The organism is Catenuloplanes sp. NPDC051500 (genome assembly GCF_044454585.1).
Lineage (GTDB): Bacteria > Actinomycetota > Actinomycetes > Mycobacteriales > Micromonosporaceae > Catenuloplanes.
In genome coordinates, this window is the sequence record NZ_JBITDX010000014.1 from 42,608 (window position 1) to 62,087 (window position 19,480).

The following is a 19,480-nucleotide window of genomic DNA, read 5'->3' on the forward strand; positions in this document are numbered from 1 at the left end:
TGGAGCCGATAAATCGGGTGCCACCGACGACCGTCCTGGCGAAGATGTGCGACGTGACGGAGATCGAGGTCGTCGTGGCCGCCGAACTCGACGCCGAGTGCGAGTGGCTCGCCGTCGCAGGCGTCCTCCCCGCCGGCCTGATCGCCCGCAACCGCGAGGTGGCCGAGGCCGCGCTCCGCCCCTGGACCCCGGCCTTCATCCACGGCGACCTGCAGATCACCCACGTCTTCACCGAGGCCGACGAGGTCACCGGCATCATCGACTGGTCCGAGGCGGCCCAGGGCGATCCCCTCTTCGACCTCGCCATCCTCACCCTCGGCCACGAGGACCGCCTGGCCGACGTCCTCGCCGGTTACGGCACCGGCGTCGACCTCGACGTCATTCGCGCCTGGTGGTCCCTGCGAAGCCTGACCGCGATCCACTGGCTGGTCGACCACGGCTTCGACCCGTCCGCGCCCGGCTGCGAGATCGACGTGCTGAAAGCGCGCATGTGAGGCACGGGCGCGTCAGCCCTTCTCGGTGAAAGAACCTCTGCAGGAGGTAAACGTTCCGGGGGTGCCGGTACCCACCTCGACGCCGTCGACTGTGATGACGCAGGTCAGGATCGGATAGGCGGCCGAGGTCGGCAGGGTGTTCGAGGAGGCGGTCAGGGTGACCGACGTTCCCTGAGTGCCGAACGTGGGGAACGGGAACGTCTTCGTCCAGGGCAGGCCGACCGTCTCCTGGGTCACCTGGGTGTCGAGCGGGCCGTGGTAGATGATCGTCGCGTCCGGGCTGTTCTTGCCGGTCACGGTCATGACCATCTGGTGTGGGCCGCCGGTGGCGGTGCGGCCGACGTCGGGCAGGCGTTCCAGGGCCTGGCCGATCAGGGTGGCCGCGGACTTCGCCGGGTCGAAGTCCTTGTCGTCGTGCAGGAAGCCCACGGCCAGATTGATGATCAGCGCGCCGCGCCGGACCAGCAGATCGACGCCGTCGCCACCTGTGGTGAGCCAGCTTTCGTCGGCGCCCGGAACGGCCGTCTCCGCGGTGCCGACGCCGCCGTTCCGGGTGTTCTGGCCGACGAGCCAGGTGAAGTACAGCTCGGCCGACTCGGGGTTCGGCTGCAGGTTGAACGTGAGAAAGTGGCCGCCGAGTGCGTGGCAGGTGACGGCGTTGGGGCTCAGGTGCGGCGCCGGCTTCCGATCCTCCCACCGCATGGCATGGACGCCGACTGCCAGGAAGTCGTCAGTGGTCAGCACGTCGCAGATCGCCTCGGTGACCTTGCCGTCGACCGGCTGCGGCCAGGCCGTCGGCGTCGTCGCGCCCTCCGCGCCACCGCCGTCGCCGCCACCGCAGGCCGTGAGGCAGAGCGCCGTGGCGAGCGCGGCGAGGAGTCGCCGTGGTCGGGTGGGCATGTTCATGGTTCTCCTTCGCCGGGCCTGAAGCAGGGGCACGGAGAAGGAGAACCCGTCACGGAGTCGGATCGCCGCGTTCCCGGACGACATCGGACGAGTCGGTGCATCCGGCCTGCTTGTCACGGCACCGCAGATACTCCGCACCGGACAATGCCGGAGTCCTGGTTGTCGCTTATAGCCGGACAAGTACGAAATTCCCGCCGACGGCTCAGGTCGCTTCGCGTCGAAGAGGCCAAAGCGCCACGGTGCGCCACCGCTGCCGGCACGTCTTCCGGTCGCGGCGCTCGTTGCCAGCGGCATGACACTCTTTGTGGGAACCGGCGGCATAGCGACGACCCCGGTCGGGCGGAACGGGCGGCTTCGGGTCCGCGGGCGGCAGCTGTGCAACAGCGCGGGAACGCCGATCCAGCTGCGCGGGATGAGCACGCACGGCCTGCAGTGGTATTCCCACTGCGTGACAGCCGGCTCGCTTGACGTGCTTGCGAACGAGTGGAGCGCCGACGTGCTGCGCATCTCCCTGTACGTGCAGGAGGGCGGCTACGAGACCGATCCGGCAGGTTTCACGGCGCGGGTGAACGAGATCGTCGAGCTGGCCACGGCGCGTGGGCTCTACGCGATCATCGACTGGCATCTGCTCGACCCGGGCGACCCGCACGCGAACCTCGACCGTGCGCGCACGTTCTTCCAGCAGGTCGCGGCGCGGCACCGGGACAAGCCGAACGTGCTCTACGAGATCGCGAACGAGCCGAGCGGCGTGCACTGGGACACGATCAAGTCCTACGCAGATCAGATCGTCCCGGTCATCCGCGCGCAGGATCCGGACGGCATCGTACTTGTCGGCACGGAGGACTGGTCGTCGCTCGGCGCGTCCGGTGACGGCGAGGGCGTCGCGCGCATCCTGGCCAACCCGGTCGACGCGGCCAACGTCATGTACACGTTCCACTTCTATGCGGCGTCACACGACGACCACTACCTGAACACGCTTCGGGATGCGGTCGGCCGGCTGCCGATGTTCGTCACCGAGTTCGGCACGCAGGAGCACACGGGCGACGGGCCGAACGACTTCGCGCAGGCCCAGCGCTACCTGGACCTACTGGCACAGCACGGCGTCAGCTGGGTCAACTGGAACTACTCCGACGACCTGCGCACCGGCGCGGTCTTCGCCGAAGGCACCTCCGCGGCCGGCGCCTACTCCGGCACCGCGCGGCTGAAGGAGGCCGGCCGCTGGGTCCGCGACCGGATCCGCGCATCCTGACCGGACCACCCCGAAGATCAAGAGCCTAAGGTCGATCTTCCCGCTCACGCGGTGGTCCGGCCCGCACGCTCCCGCGGGCTCCAGTCCCGCGGTGGCCGGGCGAAGACCTAGCGGGTGAGATGCTTCCGCAGCGCCTCGGCGATCTCCTTGGCGGCGGCGAGCTGTTCCGGGGTGAGCGCGTCCACGAACAGCTCGCGGACCGCCCGCAGGTGCGGCACGGTCGCCGCGTGGAAGGCCGTGTCGCCGGCGGCGGTCAGCACGACGAGCGCGCCGCGGTTGTCGCCGGGCGTCTCCTCGCGGCGGATCAGGTCGCGCCGCTCCATCCGGCCGAGGTGGTGGGAGAGGCGGCTGCGCTCCCACTCGATGTGCGCGGCCAGCTCGGACGAGCGCATCCGGTGGCCCTCGGCCTCGCTGAGTGCGAGCAGGACCGCGTAGTCGCCGGGGGAGAGCGCCGCGTCGTCGTGCAGGCGGGCGGCGAGGCGGGTGCGCAACACGTTCGTCGTCTCGGTGAACTCGCGCCAGACGGCCAGCTCGTCGCGGGTGGGGAGCTTCCGGGGCATAACCGCGCACCTCCTGTTGTTGACGCGTCCATCATACTGTCGATTGACACGTCAATTATCTTGGAGGTGACGTCATGTTGCTGGGCCTGAACACCTTCGGTGACCTGCCCACCGGCGACGACGGCGCGCTGATGTCCCACCCGGCCGCGATCCGGCAGGTTCTGGACGAGGCCGTGCTCGCGGACCAGCTCGGCATCGACGCGATCGGGCTCGGTGAGCACCACCGGCCGGAGTACGCGATCTCCACGCCGGAGACCGTGCTGGCCGGCATCGCCACCCGCACCGAGCGGATCACGCTCGGCTCGGCCGTCACTGTGCTCAGCACTGACGACCCTGTCCGCGTGCACCAGCGGTTCGCGACAGTCGACGCGCTCTCCCACGGGCGGGCCGAGGCGATCCTCGGGCGCGGGTCGTTCACCGAGTCGTACCCCCTCTTCGGCTTTGATCTGAGCCGTTACGACCTGCTGTTCGAGGAGAAGCTCGACCTGTTCGTGAAGCTCCTCGACGAGAAGCCGGTGACCTGGTCCGGCGCTACCCGGCCCGCGCTCACGGACGTGGACGTGTTCCCGAAGACCGAGTCGGGGCGGCTGCGCACCTGGGTCGGCGTGGGCGGGTCGCCGCAGTCAGTGGTCCGCACCGCCCGGCATGGCCTCAGGCTCATGCTCGCGGTGATCGGCGGGCGCCCGGATCGGTTCCGTGGCCACGTCGACCTCTACCGCCGGGCCGCGGAGCAGCTGGGCACGGTCGCCTACCCGGTCGGCCTGCACTCGCCCGGCTTCGTCGCGGACACCGACGCGGAGGCGCACGAGCTGTTCTACCCGCACTACAAGAAGCTGCGCGACACGCTCGCCCCACTGCGCGGCTTCCCGCCGCTGCACCGCGAGGAGTACAACGCGGAGGTGGAGCACGGGTCGCTCTACATCGGATCGCCGGAGACCGTGGCGCGGAAGATGGCCCGGGCCGCGAAGGCGCTCGATGTGGGACGCTTCGACCTCATCTACTCGATCGGCGCGGTCCCGGCCTCGGCCCGCACGCGCGCTGTCGAACTGCTCGGCACGAAGGTGTTCCCCATGGTCCGCGACATGATGACGGAGAACTGATGTCCACGCTCGGCATTCTCGGCGCCGGCAAGGTCGGCACCGTCCTGGCCCGGCTCGCGGTCGCGGCCGGCTACGACGTGCTGATCGCCGGCTCCGGAGACCCCGCGAAGATCCGGCTGATCGTGGAGATCCTGACGCCGGGCGCGGTGGCCGTGACCGGCGCGGAGGCCGTCTCCCGCGCGGACGTGGTGGTGCTGGCGCTGCCGCTCGGGAAGTACCGCACGGTGCCGCCGCTCGACGGCAAGCTCGTGATCGACGCGATGAACTACTGGTGGGAGGTCGACGGCATCCGCGACGACCTCACCGACCCGCGCACCTCGTCGAGCGAGACAGTGGCCGCGTCGATGCCGGGCGCGCGCGTGGTGAAGGCGTTCAACCACATGGGGTACCACGACCTGGAGGAGGGGGCGCGTCCGGCCGGTGCACCCGGCCGCCGGGCCATCGCGATCGCGGGTGATCCCGAGCCGGCCGCCGAGGTGGCGACGCTTGTCGACGCGCTCGGCTTCGACCCGGTGCTCGCCGGGCCGCTCGCGGAGGGCGTGCGGATGGAACCGGGCACGGAGCTGTTCGGCGCGAACACTGACGCGGACGAGGTGCGCGCGATCCTGGCCCGCTTCGAGTCCTCCGAGCGGGGCCGCGTCGTGCAGGCGGCCCGCGCGTCCTGACGCAGGCCCGCAGCACTCAGGCCCGCAGCCCGTCCAGGGTCAGCGCCGGCAGGGGCTCGGCCCGGCGCCCCACGCCAGAACGCGCCGCTGAGCTGCCCGACGCCTGGCCGGTCCGGTGATGCCCGATCCCACCGGATCGGGCATCACAGGTTCTAGAGCCGCGGCGCGGCGAAGGACCACTCGACTGTGACTGTCGCGGTCAGCTGCTGGCGGCCCGGCTCGATCGGCACCGCCGCGCCTGCCGCATCCGCCGCCAGGCTGTAGTTGGCGGACGCCCCGTGGTAGACCGCGTTGTCCTCGCTCACCCGGACGACCCGGCCGAGGGACCTGCCGGCCTGGCGGGCATAGAGCTCGGCCTTGTCCCGGGCGTCGGCGAACGCCCGCTTGCGTGCTTCGGCGAGCAGTCCGGCCGAGTCCTCGATCGAGAACGACACCCCTGTCAGCCGTGCCGCGTCACCGCCCGCCGCGACGGCCGTGGACAGGAGCGCCCCGGCGCCGGGCAGGTCCCGGATCGTGGCGGTGAGGCCCTGGCTCGCGGTGTAGCCGACGACCTTCTTGTCATCGTTCTCCGTCGCACCCACGGCGACGTTCGACGTCTGGAGGTCGGCTCTGGTCAGGCCGGCCTTGATGAGCGCGTCCCGCATCCGGATCGCCGCGGCGCTGGCGCCGTCAAGCGCCTCCGTGACGGTGGCCGCCCTGGTCTCGACCGCGAAGCTCGCCGAGAGGGTGTCGGGCTCCCCGAACACCTCGCCGGTCCCGGTCACCAGCACGCTCTCCCGAGGCTGGCCGGCGGGGTCCGCCACGGCCGGCGAGCCGCAGACCAGCCCGGTCAGGCTGACCAGGGACGTCATCAGCACGACGCGTACCGGAAGCGCGATATGGGACATTCTCATTTTCCTACCTTCCCCAGTATGTTTTCCTCCCCATTTAACGCTCTTTACACCCATATTTCCGTTATAACGGCCTGTTACGAGCGGTAGCGGGTGGCCAGTGTCGGGCTCTGGGCGGTGAACGCGGCCACGTCCGCCTGGAAGATCGCGTCCAGGAGGGTGCGGTCCTCCAGGCCGGGAGCGCTGACCACCTCACCGAGTGCGATCCCCGCCAGCGCGCCTGTCACCACGTCCGAGGCGGACATCCGCGGGACCGCGGACAGGTCCATCCCCTGCACCGAGTGGAACTCCGTCGCCACGATCCCCGGGCACACGACATGCACCGTCACGCCGGTGCCGGCCAGCTCGCCGTGCAGCGTCTGCGTCCAGGCGACCAGGTGCGCAAGCGTGCCGGTGTAGATCGCGCGGGCCAGCGGGGAGGCCGGTGCCGGTCCGCCGAATGCGAGCATCCCGGCCACGGTGATGATCGTGCCTTCCCCGCGGTCACGCATGCCGGGCAGGGCCGCCCGGGTCAGCATGGTCGGCGCGACCACCTTCACGCCGACCAGCTCGCGGGCCTTCGCGGCCGGCAACGACGCCATCGGCCCGTAGTGCGCCACGCCCGCGCTGTTGACGAGCACGGCCGGCGACCGGTCCGCGGCGACGGCGGCGACCGCGTCGATGCCCTCATCCGTGGACAGGTCCGCCACGACGACCTCGACCGTCACCGACGGCAACGACGACGCGAGCGCCTCCAGGCGGTCCTTCCGCCGGCCGACGACGATCAGGTCGTGACCGTCCGCGGCCAGTCGTTCCGCGAAGGCCTGCCCGATGCCGGAGGACGCGCCGGTGACGAGTGCTGTGGACATGTGTTCGCTCCCTTGAACAGGAAACCCGCGATTGAGTGGACCCCACGATCCGCCGGCCCGGGAACGCGATCCAGAGCCCTGACGGGACCCCCTCTCCCACGACATGCGCGGCCTACGCTCGGAGCATGACCGACGAGCCGAACCTGCTGGGCGCGTTCCTCCGGGCCCGCCGTGAGCTCGTCACCCCGGACGAGGCGGGCATCCCGGTGCTCGGCGTACGGCGGGTGCCGGGTCTGCGCCGGGAGGAGGTCGCGATGCTGGCCGGGATCAGCGCCGACTACTACCTGCGCCTGGAGCGCGGCCGGGACCGGCACCCGTCCGTGCAGGTGCTGAGCTCGCTGGCCCGGGTGCTGCGCCTGGACGACGACTCGCGCGAGTACCTGCTCGGGCTGGGGGCGGACACGCCGCGCCGGATCCGCAGGCGGCGCCAGGAGAGCGTGCCGGCCAGCACGGCGAAGCTTGTCGCGATGCTGCCGCTGCCCGCGTTCGTGGAGGGGCGGTGCATGGACGTGCTCGTGGCGAACCCGCTTGCGACCGCGCTGTCACCGCGTCTGGCGCCGGGCGGGAACCGGATCCGGGACGTGCTGCTCGACCCGGCGGAGCAGGCGCTGCTGCCGTACTGGGAGGAGGCGGCGGTGACGCTCGTGGCGCATCTGCGGGAGGCGATCGGCACTGACGTCGACGACGCGCGGGCGGTCGAGCTGGTCGGGGAGATGTCGCTTGCCAGCCCGCTGTTCCGGCGGTTGTGGGCGCGGCACGACGTGCGGTCCCGGCTCGGCGCGACCATGTCGTTCGTCCACCCGCAGGTCGGCGAGATCACGCTGAACCGGGAGAAGCTGCACGTCAGCGGCACGGACGGCATCATGCTCGTGGTCTACCACCCGGACGCCGGGTCGGCGGACGAGGAGAAGCTGGCCATGCTCGGCACGCTCGCGGCGGTCTGAACCCCAGGCGCTGTGGCGCCTGGGCCTCGCCGCAGCCCGGCATCCCACGTCGACACAGCGCCTAGATCAAGAGCCGCCGGGGGTACGGGTGAACGTGCTGTAGACCTCGACATAGGCGCCGCTGTCCACCGACTCCTGGATCGACAGCATCAGGTCGAGCACGTGCAGCGCCCGCTCACCGGAGGCCGCGTGCGGCACACCGGCCCGGATCGCCCGCGCCATCTCGGTGACGCCGAAACCGCGCCCGACGTGTGGATCGTCGTACCCGGCCGGCACCGTCAGCTCGGACCAGTCCGGCTCGCCACGGCGCAGGATCCGGCCGGTCGCCCGATGCGCGTTCGGGTCGGGGAGCGCGACGGTCGCCTCGGTACCGGTGATCTCCAGTAGGCCGGTCCGTACGAGCGGCGAGTCGAAGCTCATCACAAGCGTCGCCACCGGCCCGGAGGCGAACTCGATAAGCGCGGTCACGTGCGTCGGCACCTCGACCGGGAAGTCCGTCCCGGCCTTCGGGCCGCTGCCGATGGTCCTGGCCGGGAACGCCTGCCGCCCCTGTGCCACCACCCGCCGGGCCGGGCCGAATGCGGCGGTCAGCGCGGTCAGGTAGTACGGACCGATGTCGAACAGCGGGCCGGCCCCATGCTGGTAGAGGAACTCGGGGGAGGGGTGCCAGGACTCCGGGCCCGGGCTCTGCATGATCAGCAGCGCGCTCTGCGGCGTGCCGATCCGGCCCTCCGTCGCGGCGCGCAGCGCGGTCGCCATGCCGGGGGCGAGGAACGTGTCCGGCGCGCCGCCGACCCGCACACCGGCCGCGGCGGCGGACGCGAGCATCAGGGCGCCGGACGCGCGGTCGAGCGACAGCGGCTTCTCGTTGTAGACGTGCCGCCCGGCCGCGATCACATCCGCCGCCACCTGGTCGTGCGCGGCCGGGATGGTCAGGTTGACGACCAGCTCCACGTCCGGGTGGGCGATAGCGGTGGCGACGTCTGTCGCGTCAGGAACGCCGTACTTCTCCGCCACCTCGGCCGCGCGGGCCGGGTCCAGGTCGGCGCAGGCGAGCACGCGCACGTCCTCGGGGTAGCCGGCGAGCGTCTGCAGATACTGGTGGCTGACCGTGCCGCAGCCGACGATCGCGAGACCGACCGGGCCGCTCATCGCAGCGCCGCCGCGCTCGTGACCAGCGCCTCGAGCACGTCGCCGGCGCACCGGTCCAGCTCCACGATCCGCTGCGCGCCAGGGGCGGCCGCGAGGGAGGCGGCGATCGGCACCACGCCCTCGCCGACCGCGGTCATCGGCCCCTCGACCGTGGCCGGGCCGTCCTTGACGTGCAGAAACTGCACCCGTTCGCCGAGTCGGCCGAGCAGCGCGGGGACGTCGGCCCCGCCGGTGGCGGCCCAGTAGAGGTCCACCTCGAGCAGCACCTCCGGGGAGAGCAGGTCGGCCAGCACCTCGAGCGCGGTGGTGCCGTCGATAAGCGTGCCGACCTCCCAGTGGTGGTTGTGGTAGCCGAGGCGCAGCCCGGTACCGGCGGCCCGGATCGCGGCGGCGTTGAGCTGCTTCGCGGTGTCCGCGACGGTCTCGCGGGCGGCGAACCTGTCCGGCGGTAGGTAGGCCTGGATCAGCGTGTCCGTGCCGAGCACCGGCGCGGCGGCGAACGCGGCATCCGCATCCGCGCCGAGCAGGTCGGCGTGCGCGCTGCAGACGGTCAGGCCGGCCGCGTCGAGGTCGGCGCGTAACGCGTGCGGGTCGAGGTGCGCACGGAAGGGTTCGACCGCGTCGTAACCGGCGTCGGCGAGGGCCCGCAGCGTGCCGGGGCGGTCCTCGATGAGGCGGTCCCGGACGGTGAAGAGCTGGACGGCCAATGTCATGGTCAATGCTCCCTACCAAGAGTCGGTGGCGGTTCTTGACGGGTGCCATATCGCATCGAGTCTTGTCGAATCCGGGCCACACGTCCAGATCAATTCGTGGCGAGCGATCATTACTTTGAGTAATTGAAGGGTCACGTGCCGTTGTGAGGGCGCATCCGCCGTTCGGCTCGTCGTGCCTCAACCCTTTATCCCAATATTTCGGGCTATCTGCGTGCAAAAGCCTCAAAGCCGGACGGTCTCGTGCGAACGCATGGGCCACTGTCCGCTGTCAAGACCGTGCGTCGACGGCCGCCGCTGACCTACCTTTCAGCTCCCGGACGTATCCCGGCCGGTGCATCGAGAGGGAGAGCCATGCGGACGAGCGTGCTGACCGGACTGCGCGAGTTCCCACCGGCCCTGCGCGCGCTGACCGCCGTTGCGGTCACCGCGGCCGCCGCCGTGATCGCGGTGGTCCTGCTTGCCAACGCGCTCTCGTTCTGGCTCGACGCCGACCGCGTCCTGGCCAACCTCCTGCTCGGCGCCGCGATCATGCTGGTGGCCGCGGCCGGCACTGTGTGGTTCCGGATGGTCCCCGCGGCCCGCTGGCTCGGCGTCCCGGTCGCGCTCGGCCTGGCGGTGCTCTTCTGGGACCTTCTGATCGCGTTTCTCCCGGCCTGAGCGTTCGGAAGCGCATCCCGTACCCACAAAGGGTTTCGGGCTCTTTTCGTCAGAGCCTCGCTCTGATCATGGGATGTTAGCGTGATCGGGTGCAGACCAGTCGGCGGGCGGAATATGCCGAGGCCACGCGCCAGGCGATCATCGCGGCTTCGCGTGAGCTCTTCGTGGCCAAGGGGTACGTGAAGACCACCGTCAACGAGATCGCGAAGAGCGCACGGGTGGCGCCGGCCACTGTCTACGCGGTCGGCGGCGGCAAGCAGGACCTGCTCAAGACCGTCATCCGGGGCAGTGCCGAGGAGTGCGCGATCAGCCCGGCGATGACCGCGATCGTGGAGGCCACCGACCCGGACGAGGTGCTCCGGCGCACCGTGCGCGCCACCCGCGAGTCGTTCGCCGGCTGGGCCGACCTGATGCGCGTGGTCGCGGACACCGCACCGCACGAACCGGCCGCGGCGGAGAGCCTGAGTCTCGTCCAGGCGAGTCAGCGGGCCAGTCTGACGTCCGCCGCGCGCCGCCTGGAGTCGCTCGGTGTGCTGCGGATGAGCGTGCCGGAGGCGACGGACGTGCTCTTCTACTACCTCGGCAACGCGTCCTACTTCACGCTCACCGGCGACAACGGCTGGTCGCTGGACTCTGCGGAGCGCTGGCTGCTGGAGTCGGTGCGGCGCGCGCTGCTCCGCTGACGCGTCTCACCATCCAGCCGGCCTGCCTGGGGGTCACGCGAAGACCGTCATGCTGCTGCAATGGGCCGCTTTGCAGGTGTTCCGGGCGGACGCATAGACGTTGACGAATCGAGATGTGTCATTGAGGCTGTGGGCGCGCTCTACGACTTCTCGGTCTGGGCGCGGGTGGACGCGGGCGGCACGCCGCTGACTGTCACGCTTCACGACGCGGCGGGGCAGGCGCTCGGCAGGCCGCTGACGATCACAGCGACGGGCGGCGGCTGGGCGAAGTACACAGGCACGCTCCGGGCGGACCGGACCACCGACGCCGGGCGGCTGACCGTGCGGGCGGGAGGTGCGGTCGCGCTCGACGAGATCTCGCTGTTCCCGCGGGACACGTTCAAGAACCACGGGCTGCGGAAGGATCTCGCGGAGAAGGTGGCGGCGCTCGCCCCGGGCTTCGTGCGCTTCCCCGGCGGCTGTCTGGTCAACACCGGAAGTCATCAGGGGTACGACGCGGCCTCGAACTACGAGCGCGCCCGCTCGTACCAGTGGAAGGACACGGTCGGGCCGGTCGAGGAGCGGGCGGCGAACAAGAACTTCTGGGGCTACAACCAGTCGTACGGGCTGGGCTACTTCGAGTACTTCCAGTTCTCCGAGGACATCGGCGCGATGCCGCTTCCGGTGGTGCCCGCGCTGGTGACCGGCTGCGGCCAGAACCGCGCGACCGAGGACGAGGCGCTGCTGCAACGGCACATCCAGGACACGCTTGATCTCATCGAGTTTGCCAACGGGCCGGCCACCTCGACGTGGGGCGGGTTGCGGGCGCGGATGGGCCACCCGGCGCCGTTCCGTCTGACGCACGTCGCGGTCGACTTCTCGGCAGGCGCGGACGCCTGGTCGCCGTTCACCGGCCGGGGCGCGTGGTCCGTCGTGGACGGTGCCTACGTCCAGTCGGACACGGCGGCGCAGGACACCATGGTGCGTGGCGCGGACATCACCGCGACCGACTACGACTACTCGGTCAAGGCCACCAAGATCTCCGGCGCGGAGGGCTTCCTGGTCGGCTTCGGGCTGAAGGAGACCGGCGCGTTCTACTGGTGGAACCTGGGCGGCTGGAACAACACCCAGGGCGCTGTCGAGAAGGGCGTCGGCGGGGCCAAGGAGCAGATCCTCACCAAGCCGAACACTGTCGAGACCGGGCGTACCTACGACCTCACCGTCCAGGTCCGCGGCAACGTGGTGAAGCTGCTGCTGGACGGCGTGGAGTGGGGCGGATTCACGGACGATGTGGCGACGTCACCCGTGGCGCAGGTCGTGACACGTGACGAGCGCGCCGGTGAGCTGATCGTGAAGGTGGTCAACGCGCAGGACACGCCCGCGGTGACGCGACTGGATCTCGGCGGCGTCCGGGTCAGGGACCGTGCGCGGATGACCGTGATCACCGGCGACCCGGCCGAGCAGAACACCCGTTCCGCCGAGCCGATCCAGCCGGTCACCAGCACCGTCACCGGCATCTCGTCCGACTTCACCCGGACATTTCCCGCCAACTCGGTGACGTTCCTGCGCCTGAGGATCAAGTGAGGATCTGATGAATCGACGCACCCTCATTCGCGGCGGGCTCGGCCTCGGCGCGGTCGCCGGACTCGGGGCCGCCGCCGTGCCCGCCGCCGCGAAGGACGACCGCACGGACGCGCAGATCTACGGCGTACCCACGAATGATCCGTTGATTCTGCAGCGTGCCGACCCGTTCATCACCCGGCCGGTCGGCGGGAAGTACTACTTCACCGGCTCGGTCCCGGAGTACGACCGGATCATCGTCCGGGGCGCCACCACGATCGCCGGGCTCGGCACCGCGGCCGAGTCGGTGATCTGGCGGCGACCCGCCACCGGCGCCATGGCCGGGCACATCTGGGCGCCGGAGCTGCACCGGATCGACAACCGCTGGTACATCTACGTCGCGGCCGGCGACTCCGACGACGTGTTCCGGATCCGGACCTATGTGCTGGAGTCGTCGCGCGCCGACCCGGCCGACCCGGACGGCTGGAGCCTGCGCGGCAAGCTGATCACCGAGTGGGAGGGCTTCACGCTCGACGCCACCACGTTCGCGCACCGGGGCCGCCGCTACCTCATCTGGGCGGAGTCCGAGCCGGAGATCGCGGTCAACACCAGCCTCTACATCGCGCCGATGGCGAACCCGTGGACGCTCGGCGGCAAGCCGACCCGGATCGCCACGCCCACGCGGGAGCCCTCCAGGCGGTCAGCCATCCGGACCGGTACCTGCGCGTGGTGAACGGCGCCGTCCGCGTCGTGCCCGGAACGGCGGAACCGGAACGCGCCTCCTTCACCCGGACCGCACGGCCCGCCGGTGGAGTGACGTTACGGCTGGCGGCAGATCCCGCGGTCTATCTGCGGCATGAGCGCGGCACGCTTGTCACCGGCGGCGCGTCGGCGTTCCTGCTCAGCTGAGCGGGTGACGGCCGGGACGTCACGGGGTCCCGGCCTCGCCCGGCTCAGACCGCCGGGGCCCAGTCGGGCCTGCGGCCGGTGAAGGCGACCAGGCGGTCGAGGGCCGGGGCGTCGTCGCCGATCGGGACCTCCGGGCCGAAGGGGAGGCCGTCGCCGCGGAACTCGGGTTGCACTGTGGCCCGCAGGACCGTGAGCGTGTGGGCGCAGGCGGCCGGGTCCGGATTCCAGGGCTGGCCGGTGGCGCGGGCGAGGTCCCAGCCGTGGCCGAGCGCCTCGGCCTGGAGCAGGTCCAGGACCACGCTCGTGGGATATGCGCCGCCGAGTCGAGGCACGTTTACCGTGGCGTCCGGGCGCGCGCTCCGTACCGCGTCGGCGAGGGTGTTGATCTGGTCTTTCGCGGTGCTGGGGTCGGGGTGGGCGTCCGGGTCGGGGCGGTCGGTGCCGGACGGGTCGCGCAGCGCCGCGTCGAAGTAGTGCAGCCAGCCGAGCAGGTGGCCGCGGAGGGTGTGCACGTCAAGGCCGGTGCACGGGGTCGGCAGGGTCTCCTGGTCCGGGGTGATGGAGCTGGTCACGCGGTCCAGATCGTCGAGCACGGTAAAGATCGCAGTCATCGGCGTATCCCTCTGATAGGTGGCTATATCGAGAAGAGTATGCCATCAGGTTAGAATGCTTACCGTGACCTCCTCAAGCCGGCGCACCGAGTACGCCGCCGCCACCCGCCAGGCGATCCTGGACGCCGCCCGGCAGCTGTTCGTCGAGCGTGGATACTTCGAGACCCGGGTCGAGGACATCGCACGCGCGGCCCGGGTCGCCGCCCCCACCGTCTACGCGGCCGGCGGCGGCAAGAGCGGCCTGCTCCGCACGCTGATTGAGGAGGGCACCGGCGACAGCGAGACGAACCTCGACACGATCGTCGCCGCCCACACCGACCCGGCCGCGCTGCTCCGCTTCATCGTCGACGGCACAAGCGCCACCTTCGAGGAGTGGGCGCCGCTGATGCGCCAGGTCACCGACGCCGCCCCCCAGGACCCCGCCGTCCGGGAAAGCCTCGAACTCGCCCGTGCCAGCCTCCGCGACGGCCTCTTCCTGGTCGCGAACCGCCTGGCCGAGCTGGGCGCGCTCCGGGACGGCCTCGAGGCCGTCCCCGCGAGCGACCTGCTGTGGTACTTCCTGGGCAACCAGTCCTATTTCACGCTGACCGGCGACCTCGGCTGGTCAGCTGCGGCCTCCGCCGACTGGCTCCACGACCGCCTGGCCGAGGTTCTCTTCCCGCGCCCGTGACGGGGTCAGAGCACGCCCTGATGCCGCGCCAGATGCCGCTCCAGAACCGTCAGATAACCGGCCCCGTCGTGCGCCGCGAGTAGCCGTGCCAGATCCTCGTGCTCGTCCAGGGCCTCGTCCGGCTTGAGCCCGCCGACGGTGAAAACCTGGTGGAAGAGGCGCAGCTGGCGGTCGCGGAGGAGGTCGTAGAAGTGCGCGGCGATGCGGTTGCCCGAGAGCGAGATGACCGCGCCGTGGAAGTCGCAGTCCGCGACCACGTAGGCGTTCAGATCGTCGCCGTCCAGGGCCTCGCGCTGGTAGCCGAGCGGCGACCGCAGCGCGGCGGTGATCCGGGCCGGGTCGACGCGATCGGCGACCACGCGGGCGGCGGCGGTGCGCTCAAGCGCGCCCCGCATCTCCAGCACGTCGCGGGCCTCGCCGGGCGGAATCGCGGTGACGACCGCGCCCTGCCGGCTCGACAACGTCAGCAGCCGCTCGGCCTCCAGCCGCAGAAACGCCTCGTGCACGGGGGTGCGGCTCAGCTCCAGGGCGGCGCAGATCTGGCCCTCGCTGAGCCGCTCGCCACCCACCAGCTCGCCCCGGATGATGCGCTCCTTCATATATGCATATGCGCGCTCGGCCGCCGTCATCCCGTCACCCTATCGCGGCCGATACACCCCAACCCCAAGATCAAATCCCGTTGAGGGTACGACCCCGACCCCGATTTCCGCCGAGCAGAGGTATTCCCGCCCCGCGTCGCAGATCGGGCAGAATCGGGTGGGTGGACGCGCTGACCGACGCCCGGGACCTGGTGACCGACCGCTTTCCGGACGCCACCTGGGCTCTGCTCACCGGCAGCGTGCTCGGGCCGTACCGGACGCCCGGCTCCGACCTCGACATCGTGGTGCTGCGCGAGACCGGCGCCGCCTACCGGGAGAGCCTCTACTTCCGCGGCTGGCCGGTGGAGCTGTTCGTGCACACGCCGTCCCGGCTGGCCGGCTTCCTCGCGAGCGAACGGGCCAGGCGCAAACCGAGCACGCACCGCATGATCGCCCACGGAGTCCCGCTGCTCGGCGACCCCGGCGATCTGCCGGCGCGGTGCGCGCGGGCGCTCGCGGACGGCCCGCCGCAGCTGACCGGCGCCGAGCTCGACCGCCTGCGGTACGGCCTGACCGACCTGCTCGACGACCACCGCCACGCCACCGACCAGGGCGAACGGGCGGTGATCGCCGCCACGCTCTGGACCGGCGCGGCGGACCTGGCCCTGTCCGCAGCCGGTCGGTGGGTGAGCCACGGCAAGTGGCTCCTCCGCGACCTCCGTGACCTCGACGCTGACCTCGCCGCCCGCTGGCTGGCCGCCCGCGACGACCCGTCCCCCGTCGCGGAGGAGATCCTCGCCCGGGTCGGCGGCCCACTCTTCGACGGTTACCGCGCGGAGGCGCCACCGCCCGGTTGATGAGGGAGCCGCGCCGACGGAGGTGCAGGCCGGTCAGGGGAGCAGCAGCGACCTGCCTGCCGGCCCGCGGCGGCGCCGGGATTGCGTGGGGTCAAGCCTGCCTCTGTGCGTGGTGTGGGAGCTCCGGCCGTACCCGTGAGGGAGGTGGTTCTGTGGGGTTGGGGGTGATGCGCGCGTCACCGGTTTTTCGTGTGACCGGCCCGGCCAAGTACAGTCGCCGTCGTGAACGGCACGGTGACGAACGGTCTTGACCCGCAGCGACTGGCCCTCTGCCTTGAGGTGATCGCGGAGGCTGAGGCGCTTCCGCCGGAGCATCCGGATGCGGTCGCGGTCCGCCGGGCCACGGCCGGCCTGTTCAAGACCACGAAGCTGCAGCGGCGCAAGGAGCGGCGGGACGCGGTGCTGTCCGCGGACCGCGCGGTGACCGAGTCGACCGCGACCGGCGCGCCCGGGCGGATCGACGACGAGACCGCGGGGCTGCCGCTGCAGACCCGGGCGAAGGGTGAGACCGCTGGCGTGCTGAAGCAGCCGCGTGGCTGTTACACCTGCAAGAAGCGCTACACCCAGGTCGACGCGTGGTATCACCAGCTCTGCCCGGACTGTGCGGCGCTCAACCACAGCCGGCGGGACGCGCGCACCGACCTGACCGGGCGGCGGGCGCTGCTCACCGGCGGCCGCGCCAAGATCGGCATGTATATCGCGCTGCGGCTGCTGCGCGACGGCGCGCACACCACGATCACCACCCGGTTCCCGCACGACGCGGTGCGCCGGTTCACCGCGATGCAGGACAGCAGCGACTGGCTGCACCGGCTGCGCGTGGTCGGCATCGACCTGCGGGACCCGGCGCAGGTGGTGGCGCTTGCCGACTCGGTCGCGGCGGCCGGCCCGCTGGACATCCTGATCAACAACGCGGCCCAGACGGTACGCCGCCCGGCCGGCAGCTACGCAGCGATCGTGGCGGCCGAGAACGCGCCGCTGCCGGCCGGTCCGCTGCCCGAGGTGGAGTTCCTCGGCGGCAGGTCCGCGGCGGGCGAGCTGACCGGAAGTGATCAGGCCCCGCTGGTGAGCGCGCACAACGTGACCGCGATGGCGTTGACCGCGGGTTCCACGCTCATCGACGCGGGCGGCCTGGTGCCGGACATCGCGTCCACGAACAGCTGGAGCGACCGGGTGCACGAGGTGCCGCCGATGGAGCTGCTCGAGGTGCAACTGTGTAACGTGACCGCGCCGTTCGTGCTGGTCAGCCGGTTGCGTGCGGCGATGGCCGCGTCCCCGTTCCCGCGCCGGTACGTGGTGAACGTGTCCGCGATGGAGGGCATCTTCACCCGCGGCTACAAGGGCGCCGGCCACCCGCACACGAACATGGCGAAGGCCGCGCTCAACATGCTGACCCGCACCAGCGCCGACGACATGTTCACCGACGGCATCCTGATGACGAGCGTCGACACCGGCTGGATCACGGACGAGCGCCCGCACCCGACGAAGATGCGGATGCGCGACGAAGGCTTCCACGCGCCGCTTGACCTGGTCGACGGCGCGGCCCGCGTCTACGACCCGATCGTCCGCGGCGAACAGGGCGAAGACCTGTACGGGTGCTTCCTGAAGGACTACGCTCCGGCGGCCTGGTAGACGCCCGTGGGTCGGGTGCGCCGACGATATCCTGGACAGATTCGCAGGTGGAGGAGGTGACGATGATGGTGGAGACGCTCCGCCCGGGTGACCACGTGTGCTGGACGGTCGGTACCGACGACGAGCAGCTGCAGGTGACGTCGCGGTACATCCGGGACGGCCTGGCCCGCCGGCACCGCATCGTCTACTTCACGCACGCGATGATGCCGCAGGCCGTGTCCGCCGGGCTGGAGGCCAGCGGTGTTCCGGTCGCGGCGGCGGTCGCGGCCGGCCAGCTGCGGATCAGCTCCTCCACCGGCGGCTACCTCAAGTCCGGCGGGTTCGACGCGGCCGCGATGCCCGCCGCGTGGGCCGCCGAGCAGGACGCAGCCCGGGAGGCGGGCTGGAGCGGGCTGCGCGCGATCGGGGACATGTCGTGGGCGGCCTCGCAGCTCCCCGGCACGGAGGACCTTCCCGCGTACGAGGCCCAGGTCAACAGGGTCTTCGCCGAGGGGTACGCGATGGCGCTGTGCCTCTACGACCGGCGCCTGTTCACGCCCGCGGAACTCACCGGCACAATCTCCGCGCACCCGTGCGCGAAGGGCGCGGACGACGGCGAGCTGTGGGAGCCCGCCCTGCGCATGCGGTACACCACCGACCCGTACCGGCTGACGCTGCACGGCGAGATCGACGCCGCCAACCGGGACGCGGTCGCGGCCATGCTCGCCACGCTTGCCGGGGAGTCCGCCGCCGCCGGCCTGCCCGGTGAGGTCGACCTGTCCGGGGTCGCGGTCTACGACGTCTCGACCGCCACCCGGCTGGTCCATGCGCGCGAGGCCGGCACGATCCGCCTCGTCGGTGCGACGCCGCAGCTCACGAAGTTGATCGGCTTGATCTCGGCGACGGCCGGAGGCCTCGGGTGACCATCGGCCTGTGCCACGAGGCGCTCTTCTACGACAGCGACGCCACGTTCTGTGACGCGCTGCTGCCGTTCGTGCACGACGGGCTGGACGAGGGGGACGCGCTTGTCGTCGCGGCCCGCGCGGACAACGTGACGCTGATCCGCGACGCGCTCGGCACGGACGCGGGCCGGGTCGTCTTCCTCGACCGCGACCAGTGGTACCGGCGGCCCGCGGTGACGCTCGCCGGCTGGACCGCACAGCTGGCGCAGGCCCGGACCCGCGGGCACGCGCGCGTCCGGATCGTCGGCGAGGTCGCGTTCGGTGCACTCGACAAGCACCAGGCCTGGACCAGGTACGAGTCCGCGGTCAACGTGCTGTTCGCGGACGCGCCCGCCTGGATCGTCTGCCCGTACGACACCCGCGCGCTCCCCACCCAGGTCCTCGCGGACGCGCTGCGCACCCACCCGGTCGTCCGCGACCCGGCCCGCCGCGACAGCCCCGGATACCTGCACCCGGCCTCGCTGCTGACGGAGCTGGTCGAGCAGCTGCCGCCGGTCACCGGCCTCCCGCTGCTGGACCGTGTCCTGCACGACGTCACCGACCTGAGCGCGGCCCGTCAGGCGCTTCGCGTGATCGCGGCCGGCTGGCCCGAGGAACTGCTCGAAGACCTGCAACTCTGCGTCACCGAGATCGCGGTCAACGGCTTGCGGCACGGCACCGGCGAGCGCCGACTACGCGTCTGGCGGCACGGCGACTCGGTGGTCTGCGAGGTCACCGACGAGGGCCCCGGGCCGACGGACCCGCTGGCCGGCTATGCGGCTCCGGCCGGCGCCGGCCTGGGCGGGCGCGGGCTGTGGATCGTCCGCCAGCTCTGTGACGCGGTCGCGATCGACGGCGGCCGCATCCGGATCGCGCTCAGCGCCTGAGACACGGGTCAGCAGGCCG

The 19,480-nt window shown here is 71.3% G+C and carries 22 protein-coding genes and 1 pseudogene; 15 read left to right on the plus strand and 8 right to left on the minus strand.

Going from position 1 to position 19,480, the window contains the following annotated elements; translation table 11 throughout:
• Positions 1-53: 53 nt before the first annotated feature.
• A complete protein-coding gene (locus ACIA8K_RS26030) occupies positions 54-494 on the plus strand; it encodes a phosphotransferase (RefSeq protein WP_396063616.1) in 441 nt (146 codons plus the stop codon).
• Between the two features lie 12 nt (positions 495-506).
• On the opposite strand, the gene ACIA8K_RS26035 is transcribed toward ACIA8K_RS26030, so the two are convergent.
• The gene (locus tag ACIA8K_RS26035) at positions 507-1,394 is read right to left on the minus strand and encodes a hypothetical protein (RefSeq protein ID WP_396063618.1); all 888 of its coding nucleotides are present in this window, start codon (positions 1,392-1,394) and stop codon (positions 507-509) included.
• A gap of 325 nt (positions 1,395-1,719) precedes the next feature.
• On the opposite strand from ACIA8K_RS26035, the pseudogene ACIA8K_RS26040 reads away from it, so the two are divergent.
• Positions 1,720-2,649: pseudogene (locus ACIA8K_RS26040) on the plus strand (glycoside hydrolase family 5 protein); the annotation flags it as partial.
• Between the two features lie 107 nt (positions 2,650-2,756).
• Here ACIA8K_RS26040 and ACIA8K_RS26045 read toward each other — a convergent pair.
• Entirely contained in the window at positions 2,757-3,209 is a 453-nt protein-coding gene (locus ACIA8K_RS26045; protein WP_396063620.1) for a MarR family winged helix-turn-helix transcriptional regulator, read from the minus strand.
• Between the two features lie 74 nt (positions 3,210-3,283).
• Here ACIA8K_RS26045 and ACIA8K_RS26050 point away from each other — a divergent pair, with 74 nt between their 5' ends.
• Both ACIA8K_RS26050 and ACIA8K_RS26055 read left to right on the plus strand, forming a co-directional pair.
• Entirely contained in the window at positions 3,284-4,309 is a 1,026-nt protein-coding gene (locus tag ACIA8K_RS26050) for an Atu2307/SP_0267 family LLM class monooxygenase (RefSeq protein ID WP_396063622.1), read from the plus strand.
• The gene (locus ACIA8K_RS26055; protein WP_396063624.1) at positions 4,309-4,974 is read left to right on the plus strand and encodes an NADPH-dependent F420 reductase; all 666 of its coding nucleotides are present in this window, start codon (positions 4,309-4,311) and stop codon (positions 4,972-4,974) included. Before ACIA8K_RS26050 ends, ACIA8K_RS26055 begins: the two co-directional genes overlap by 1 nt.
• A gap of 152 nt (positions 4,975-5,126) precedes the next feature.
• Here ACIA8K_RS26055 and ACIA8K_RS26060 read toward each other — a convergent pair whose 3' ends face one another.
• Together ACIA8K_RS26060 and ACIA8K_RS26065 are read right to left on the minus strand one after the other, a co-directional pair.
• Positions 5,127-5,867 carry an SIMPL domain-containing protein gene (locus ACIA8K_RS26060; RefSeq protein WP_396063626.1) on the minus strand — a complete coding sequence of 247 codons (741 nt, stop codon included), beginning with the start codon at positions 5,865-5,867 and terminating at the stop codon, positions 5,127-5,129.
• A 74-nt stretch (positions 5,868-5,941) separates the two neighbouring features.
• Positions 5,942-6,712, minus strand: a complete 771-nt coding sequence (locus tag ACIA8K_RS26065; protein ID WP_396063628.1) for an SDR family NAD(P)-dependent oxidoreductase — start codon at positions 6,710-6,712, stop codon at positions 5,942-5,944.
• Between the two features lie 125 nt (positions 6,713-6,837).
• On the opposite strand from ACIA8K_RS26065, the gene ACIA8K_RS26070 reads away from it, so the two are divergent.
• Positions 6,838-7,656, plus strand: a complete 819-nt coding sequence (locus ACIA8K_RS26070; RefSeq protein ID WP_396063630.1) for a helix-turn-helix domain-containing protein — start codon at positions 6,838-6,840, stop codon at positions 7,654-7,656.
• Between the two features lie 66 nt (positions 7,657-7,722).
• Here ACIA8K_RS26070 and ACIA8K_RS26075 read toward each other — a convergent pair whose 3' ends face one another.
• Positions 7,723-8,808 (minus strand): Gfo/Idh/MocA family protein, encoded by a 1,086-nt coding sequence (locus ACIA8K_RS26075; protein WP_396063632.1) that lies wholly within the window; start codon positions 8,806-8,808, stop codon positions 7,723-7,725.
• Entirely contained in the window at positions 8,805-9,521 is a 717-nt protein-coding gene (locus ACIA8K_RS26080) for a sugar phosphate isomerase/epimerase family protein (protein ID WP_396063634.1), read from the minus strand. Before ACIA8K_RS26080 ends, ACIA8K_RS26075 begins: the two co-directional genes overlap by 4 nt.
• 351 nt (positions 9,522-9,872) lie before the next feature.
• On the opposite strand from ACIA8K_RS26080, the gene ACIA8K_RS26085 reads away from it, so the two are divergent.
• From ACIA8K_RS26085 to ACIA8K_RS26105, 5 genes are all read left to right on the plus strand, one after another.
• Entirely contained in the window at positions 9,873-10,178 is a 306-nt protein-coding gene (locus ACIA8K_RS26085; protein ID WP_396063636.1) for a hypothetical protein, read from the plus strand.
• A gap of 89 nt (positions 10,179-10,267) precedes the next feature.
• The gene (locus ACIA8K_RS26090; RefSeq protein WP_396063638.1) at positions 10,268-10,861 is read left to right on the plus strand and encodes a TetR/AcrR family transcriptional regulator; all 594 of its coding nucleotides are present in this window, start codon (positions 10,268-10,270) and stop codon (positions 10,859-10,861) included.
• A 129-nt stretch (positions 10,862-10,990) separates the two neighbouring features.
• Positions 10,991-12,424, plus strand: coding sequence for a hypothetical protein (locus ACIA8K_RS26095; protein WP_396063640.1), 1,434 nt, complete (start codon positions 10,991-10,993; stop codon positions 12,422-12,424).
• Positions 12,425-12,431: 7 nt separating this feature from the next.
• Complete coding sequence (locus tag ACIA8K_RS26100) at positions 12,432-13,133, plus strand: family 43 glycosylhydrolase (RefSeq protein ID WP_396063642.1); 702 nt, start codon at positions 12,432-12,434, stop codon at positions 13,131-13,133.
• On the plus strand, positions 13,130-13,309 hold the full coding sequence (locus ACIA8K_RS26105; RefSeq protein ID WP_396063644.1) for a hypothetical protein: 180 nt from the start codon (positions 13,130-13,132) through the stop codon (positions 13,307-13,309). Before ACIA8K_RS26100 ends, ACIA8K_RS26105 begins: the two co-directional genes overlap by 4 nt.
• Positions 13,310-13,353: 44 nt before the next feature.
• Here the strand turns inward: ACIA8K_RS26105 and ACIA8K_RS26110 are convergent, their stop codons facing one another.
• The gene (locus ACIA8K_RS26110) at positions 13,354-13,920 is read right to left on the minus strand and encodes a TIGR03086 family metal-binding protein (protein ID WP_396063646.1); all 567 of its coding nucleotides are present in this window, start codon (positions 13,918-13,920) and stop codon (positions 13,354-13,356) included.
• Positions 13,921-13,984: 64 nt separating this feature from the next.
• Here ACIA8K_RS26110 and ACIA8K_RS26115 point away from each other — a divergent pair, with 64 nt between their 5' ends.
• Entirely contained in the window at positions 13,985-14,590 is a 606-nt protein-coding gene (locus ACIA8K_RS26115) for a TetR/AcrR family transcriptional regulator (RefSeq protein ID WP_396063648.1), read from the plus strand.
• Between the two features lie 5 nt (positions 14,591-14,595).
• On the opposite strand, the gene ACIA8K_RS26120 is transcribed toward ACIA8K_RS26115, so the two are convergent.
• A complete protein-coding gene (locus ACIA8K_RS26120) occupies positions 14,596-15,219 on the minus strand; it encodes a GntR family transcriptional regulator (RefSeq protein ID WP_396063650.1) in 624 nt (207 codons plus the stop codon).
• Between the two features lie 131 nt (positions 15,220-15,350).
• On the opposite strand from ACIA8K_RS26120, the gene ACIA8K_RS26125 reads away from it, so the two are divergent.
• The 4 genes from ACIA8K_RS26125 to ACIA8K_RS26140 all read left to right on the plus strand — a co-directional run bounded on the left by ACIA8K_RS26125 (position 15,351) and on the right by ACIA8K_RS26140 (position 19,461).
• Positions 15,351-16,025, plus strand: coding sequence for a nucleotidyltransferase domain-containing protein (locus ACIA8K_RS26125; protein ID WP_396063652.1), 675 nt, complete (start codon positions 15,351-15,353; stop codon positions 16,023-16,025).
• A gap of 222 nt (positions 16,026-16,247) precedes the next feature.
• Positions 16,248-17,654 carry an SDR family NAD(P)-dependent oxidoreductase gene (locus tag ACIA8K_RS26130; RefSeq protein WP_396063654.1) on the plus strand — a complete coding sequence of 469 codons (1,407 nt, stop codon included), beginning with the start codon at positions 16,248-16,250 and terminating at the stop codon, positions 17,652-17,654.
• A 62-nt stretch (positions 17,655-17,716) separates the two neighbouring features.
• Positions 17,717-18,556 (plus strand): MEDS domain-containing protein, encoded by an 840-nt coding sequence (locus ACIA8K_RS26135; RefSeq protein ID WP_396063951.1) that lies wholly within the window; start codon positions 17,717-17,719, stop codon positions 18,554-18,556.
• Positions 18,553-19,461, plus strand: a complete 909-nt coding sequence (locus tag ACIA8K_RS26140) for an anti-sigma factor RsbA family regulatory protein (protein WP_396063656.1) — start codon at positions 18,553-18,555, stop codon at positions 19,459-19,461. Before ACIA8K_RS26135 ends, ACIA8K_RS26140 begins: the two co-directional genes overlap by 4 nt.
• Positions 19,462-19,480 lie beyond the last annotated feature (19 nt).

What these genes read in the sequence shown, in the direction of transcription:
- ACIA8K_RS26100 (WP_396063642.1), top strand. Translation starts at nt 12,432, where the DNA reads ATGAATCGACGCACCCTCATTCGCGGCGGGCTCGGCCTCGGCGCGGTC.
- ACIA8K_RS26035 (WP_396063618.1), bottom strand. Translation starts at nt 1,394, where the DNA reads ATGCCCACCCGACCACGGCGACTCCTCGCCGCGCTCGCCACGGCGCTC.
- ACIA8K_RS26050 (WP_396063622.1), top strand. Translation starts at nt 3,284, where the DNA reads ATGTTGCTGGGCCTGAACACCTTCGGTGACCTGCCCACCGGCGACGAC.
- ACIA8K_RS26110 (WP_396063646.1), bottom strand. Translation starts at nt 13,920, where the DNA reads ATGACTGCGATCTTTACCGTGCTCGACGATCTGGACCGCGTGACCAGC.
- ACIA8K_RS26045 (WP_396063620.1), bottom strand. Translation starts at nt 3,209, where the DNA reads ATGCCCCGGAAGCTCCCCACCCGCGACGAGCTGGCCGTCTGGCGCGAG.
- ACIA8K_RS26080 (WP_396063634.1), bottom strand. Translation starts at nt 9,521, where the DNA reads ATGACATTGGCCGTCCAGCTCTTCACCGTCCGGGACCGCCTCATCGAG.
- ACIA8K_RS26135 (WP_396063951.1), top strand. Translation starts at nt 17,717, where the DNA reads ATGATGGTGGAGACGCTCCGCCCGGGTGACCACGTGTGCTGGACGGTC.
- ACIA8K_RS26120 (WP_396063650.1), bottom strand. Translation starts at nt 15,219, where the DNA reads ATGACGGCGGCCGAGCGCGCATATGCATATATGAAGGAGCGCATCATC.
- ACIA8K_RS26060 (WP_396063626.1), bottom strand. Translation starts at nt 5,867, where the DNA reads ATGAGAATGTCCCATATCGCGCTTCCGGTACGCGTCGTGCTGATGACG.
- ACIA8K_RS26085 (WP_396063636.1), top strand. Translation starts at nt 9,873, where the DNA reads ATGCGGACGAGCGTGCTGACCGGACTGCGCGAGTTCCCACCGGCCCTG.
- ACIA8K_RS26075 (WP_396063632.1), bottom strand. Translation starts at nt 8,808, where the DNA reads ATGAGCGGCCCGGTCGGTCTCGCGATCGTCGGCTGCGGCACGGTCAGC.
- ACIA8K_RS26070 (WP_396063630.1), top strand. Translation starts at nt 6,838, where the DNA reads ATGACCGACGAGCCGAACCTGCTGGGCGCGTTCCTCCGGGCCCGCCGT.
- ACIA8K_RS26065 (WP_396063628.1), bottom strand. Translation starts at nt 6,712, where the DNA reads ATGTCCACAGCACTCGTCACCGGCGCGTCCTCCGGCATCGGGCAGGCC.
- ACIA8K_RS26055 (WP_396063624.1), top strand. Translation starts at nt 4,309, where the DNA reads ATGTCCACGCTCGGCATTCTCGGCGCCGGCAAGGTCGGCACCGTCCTG.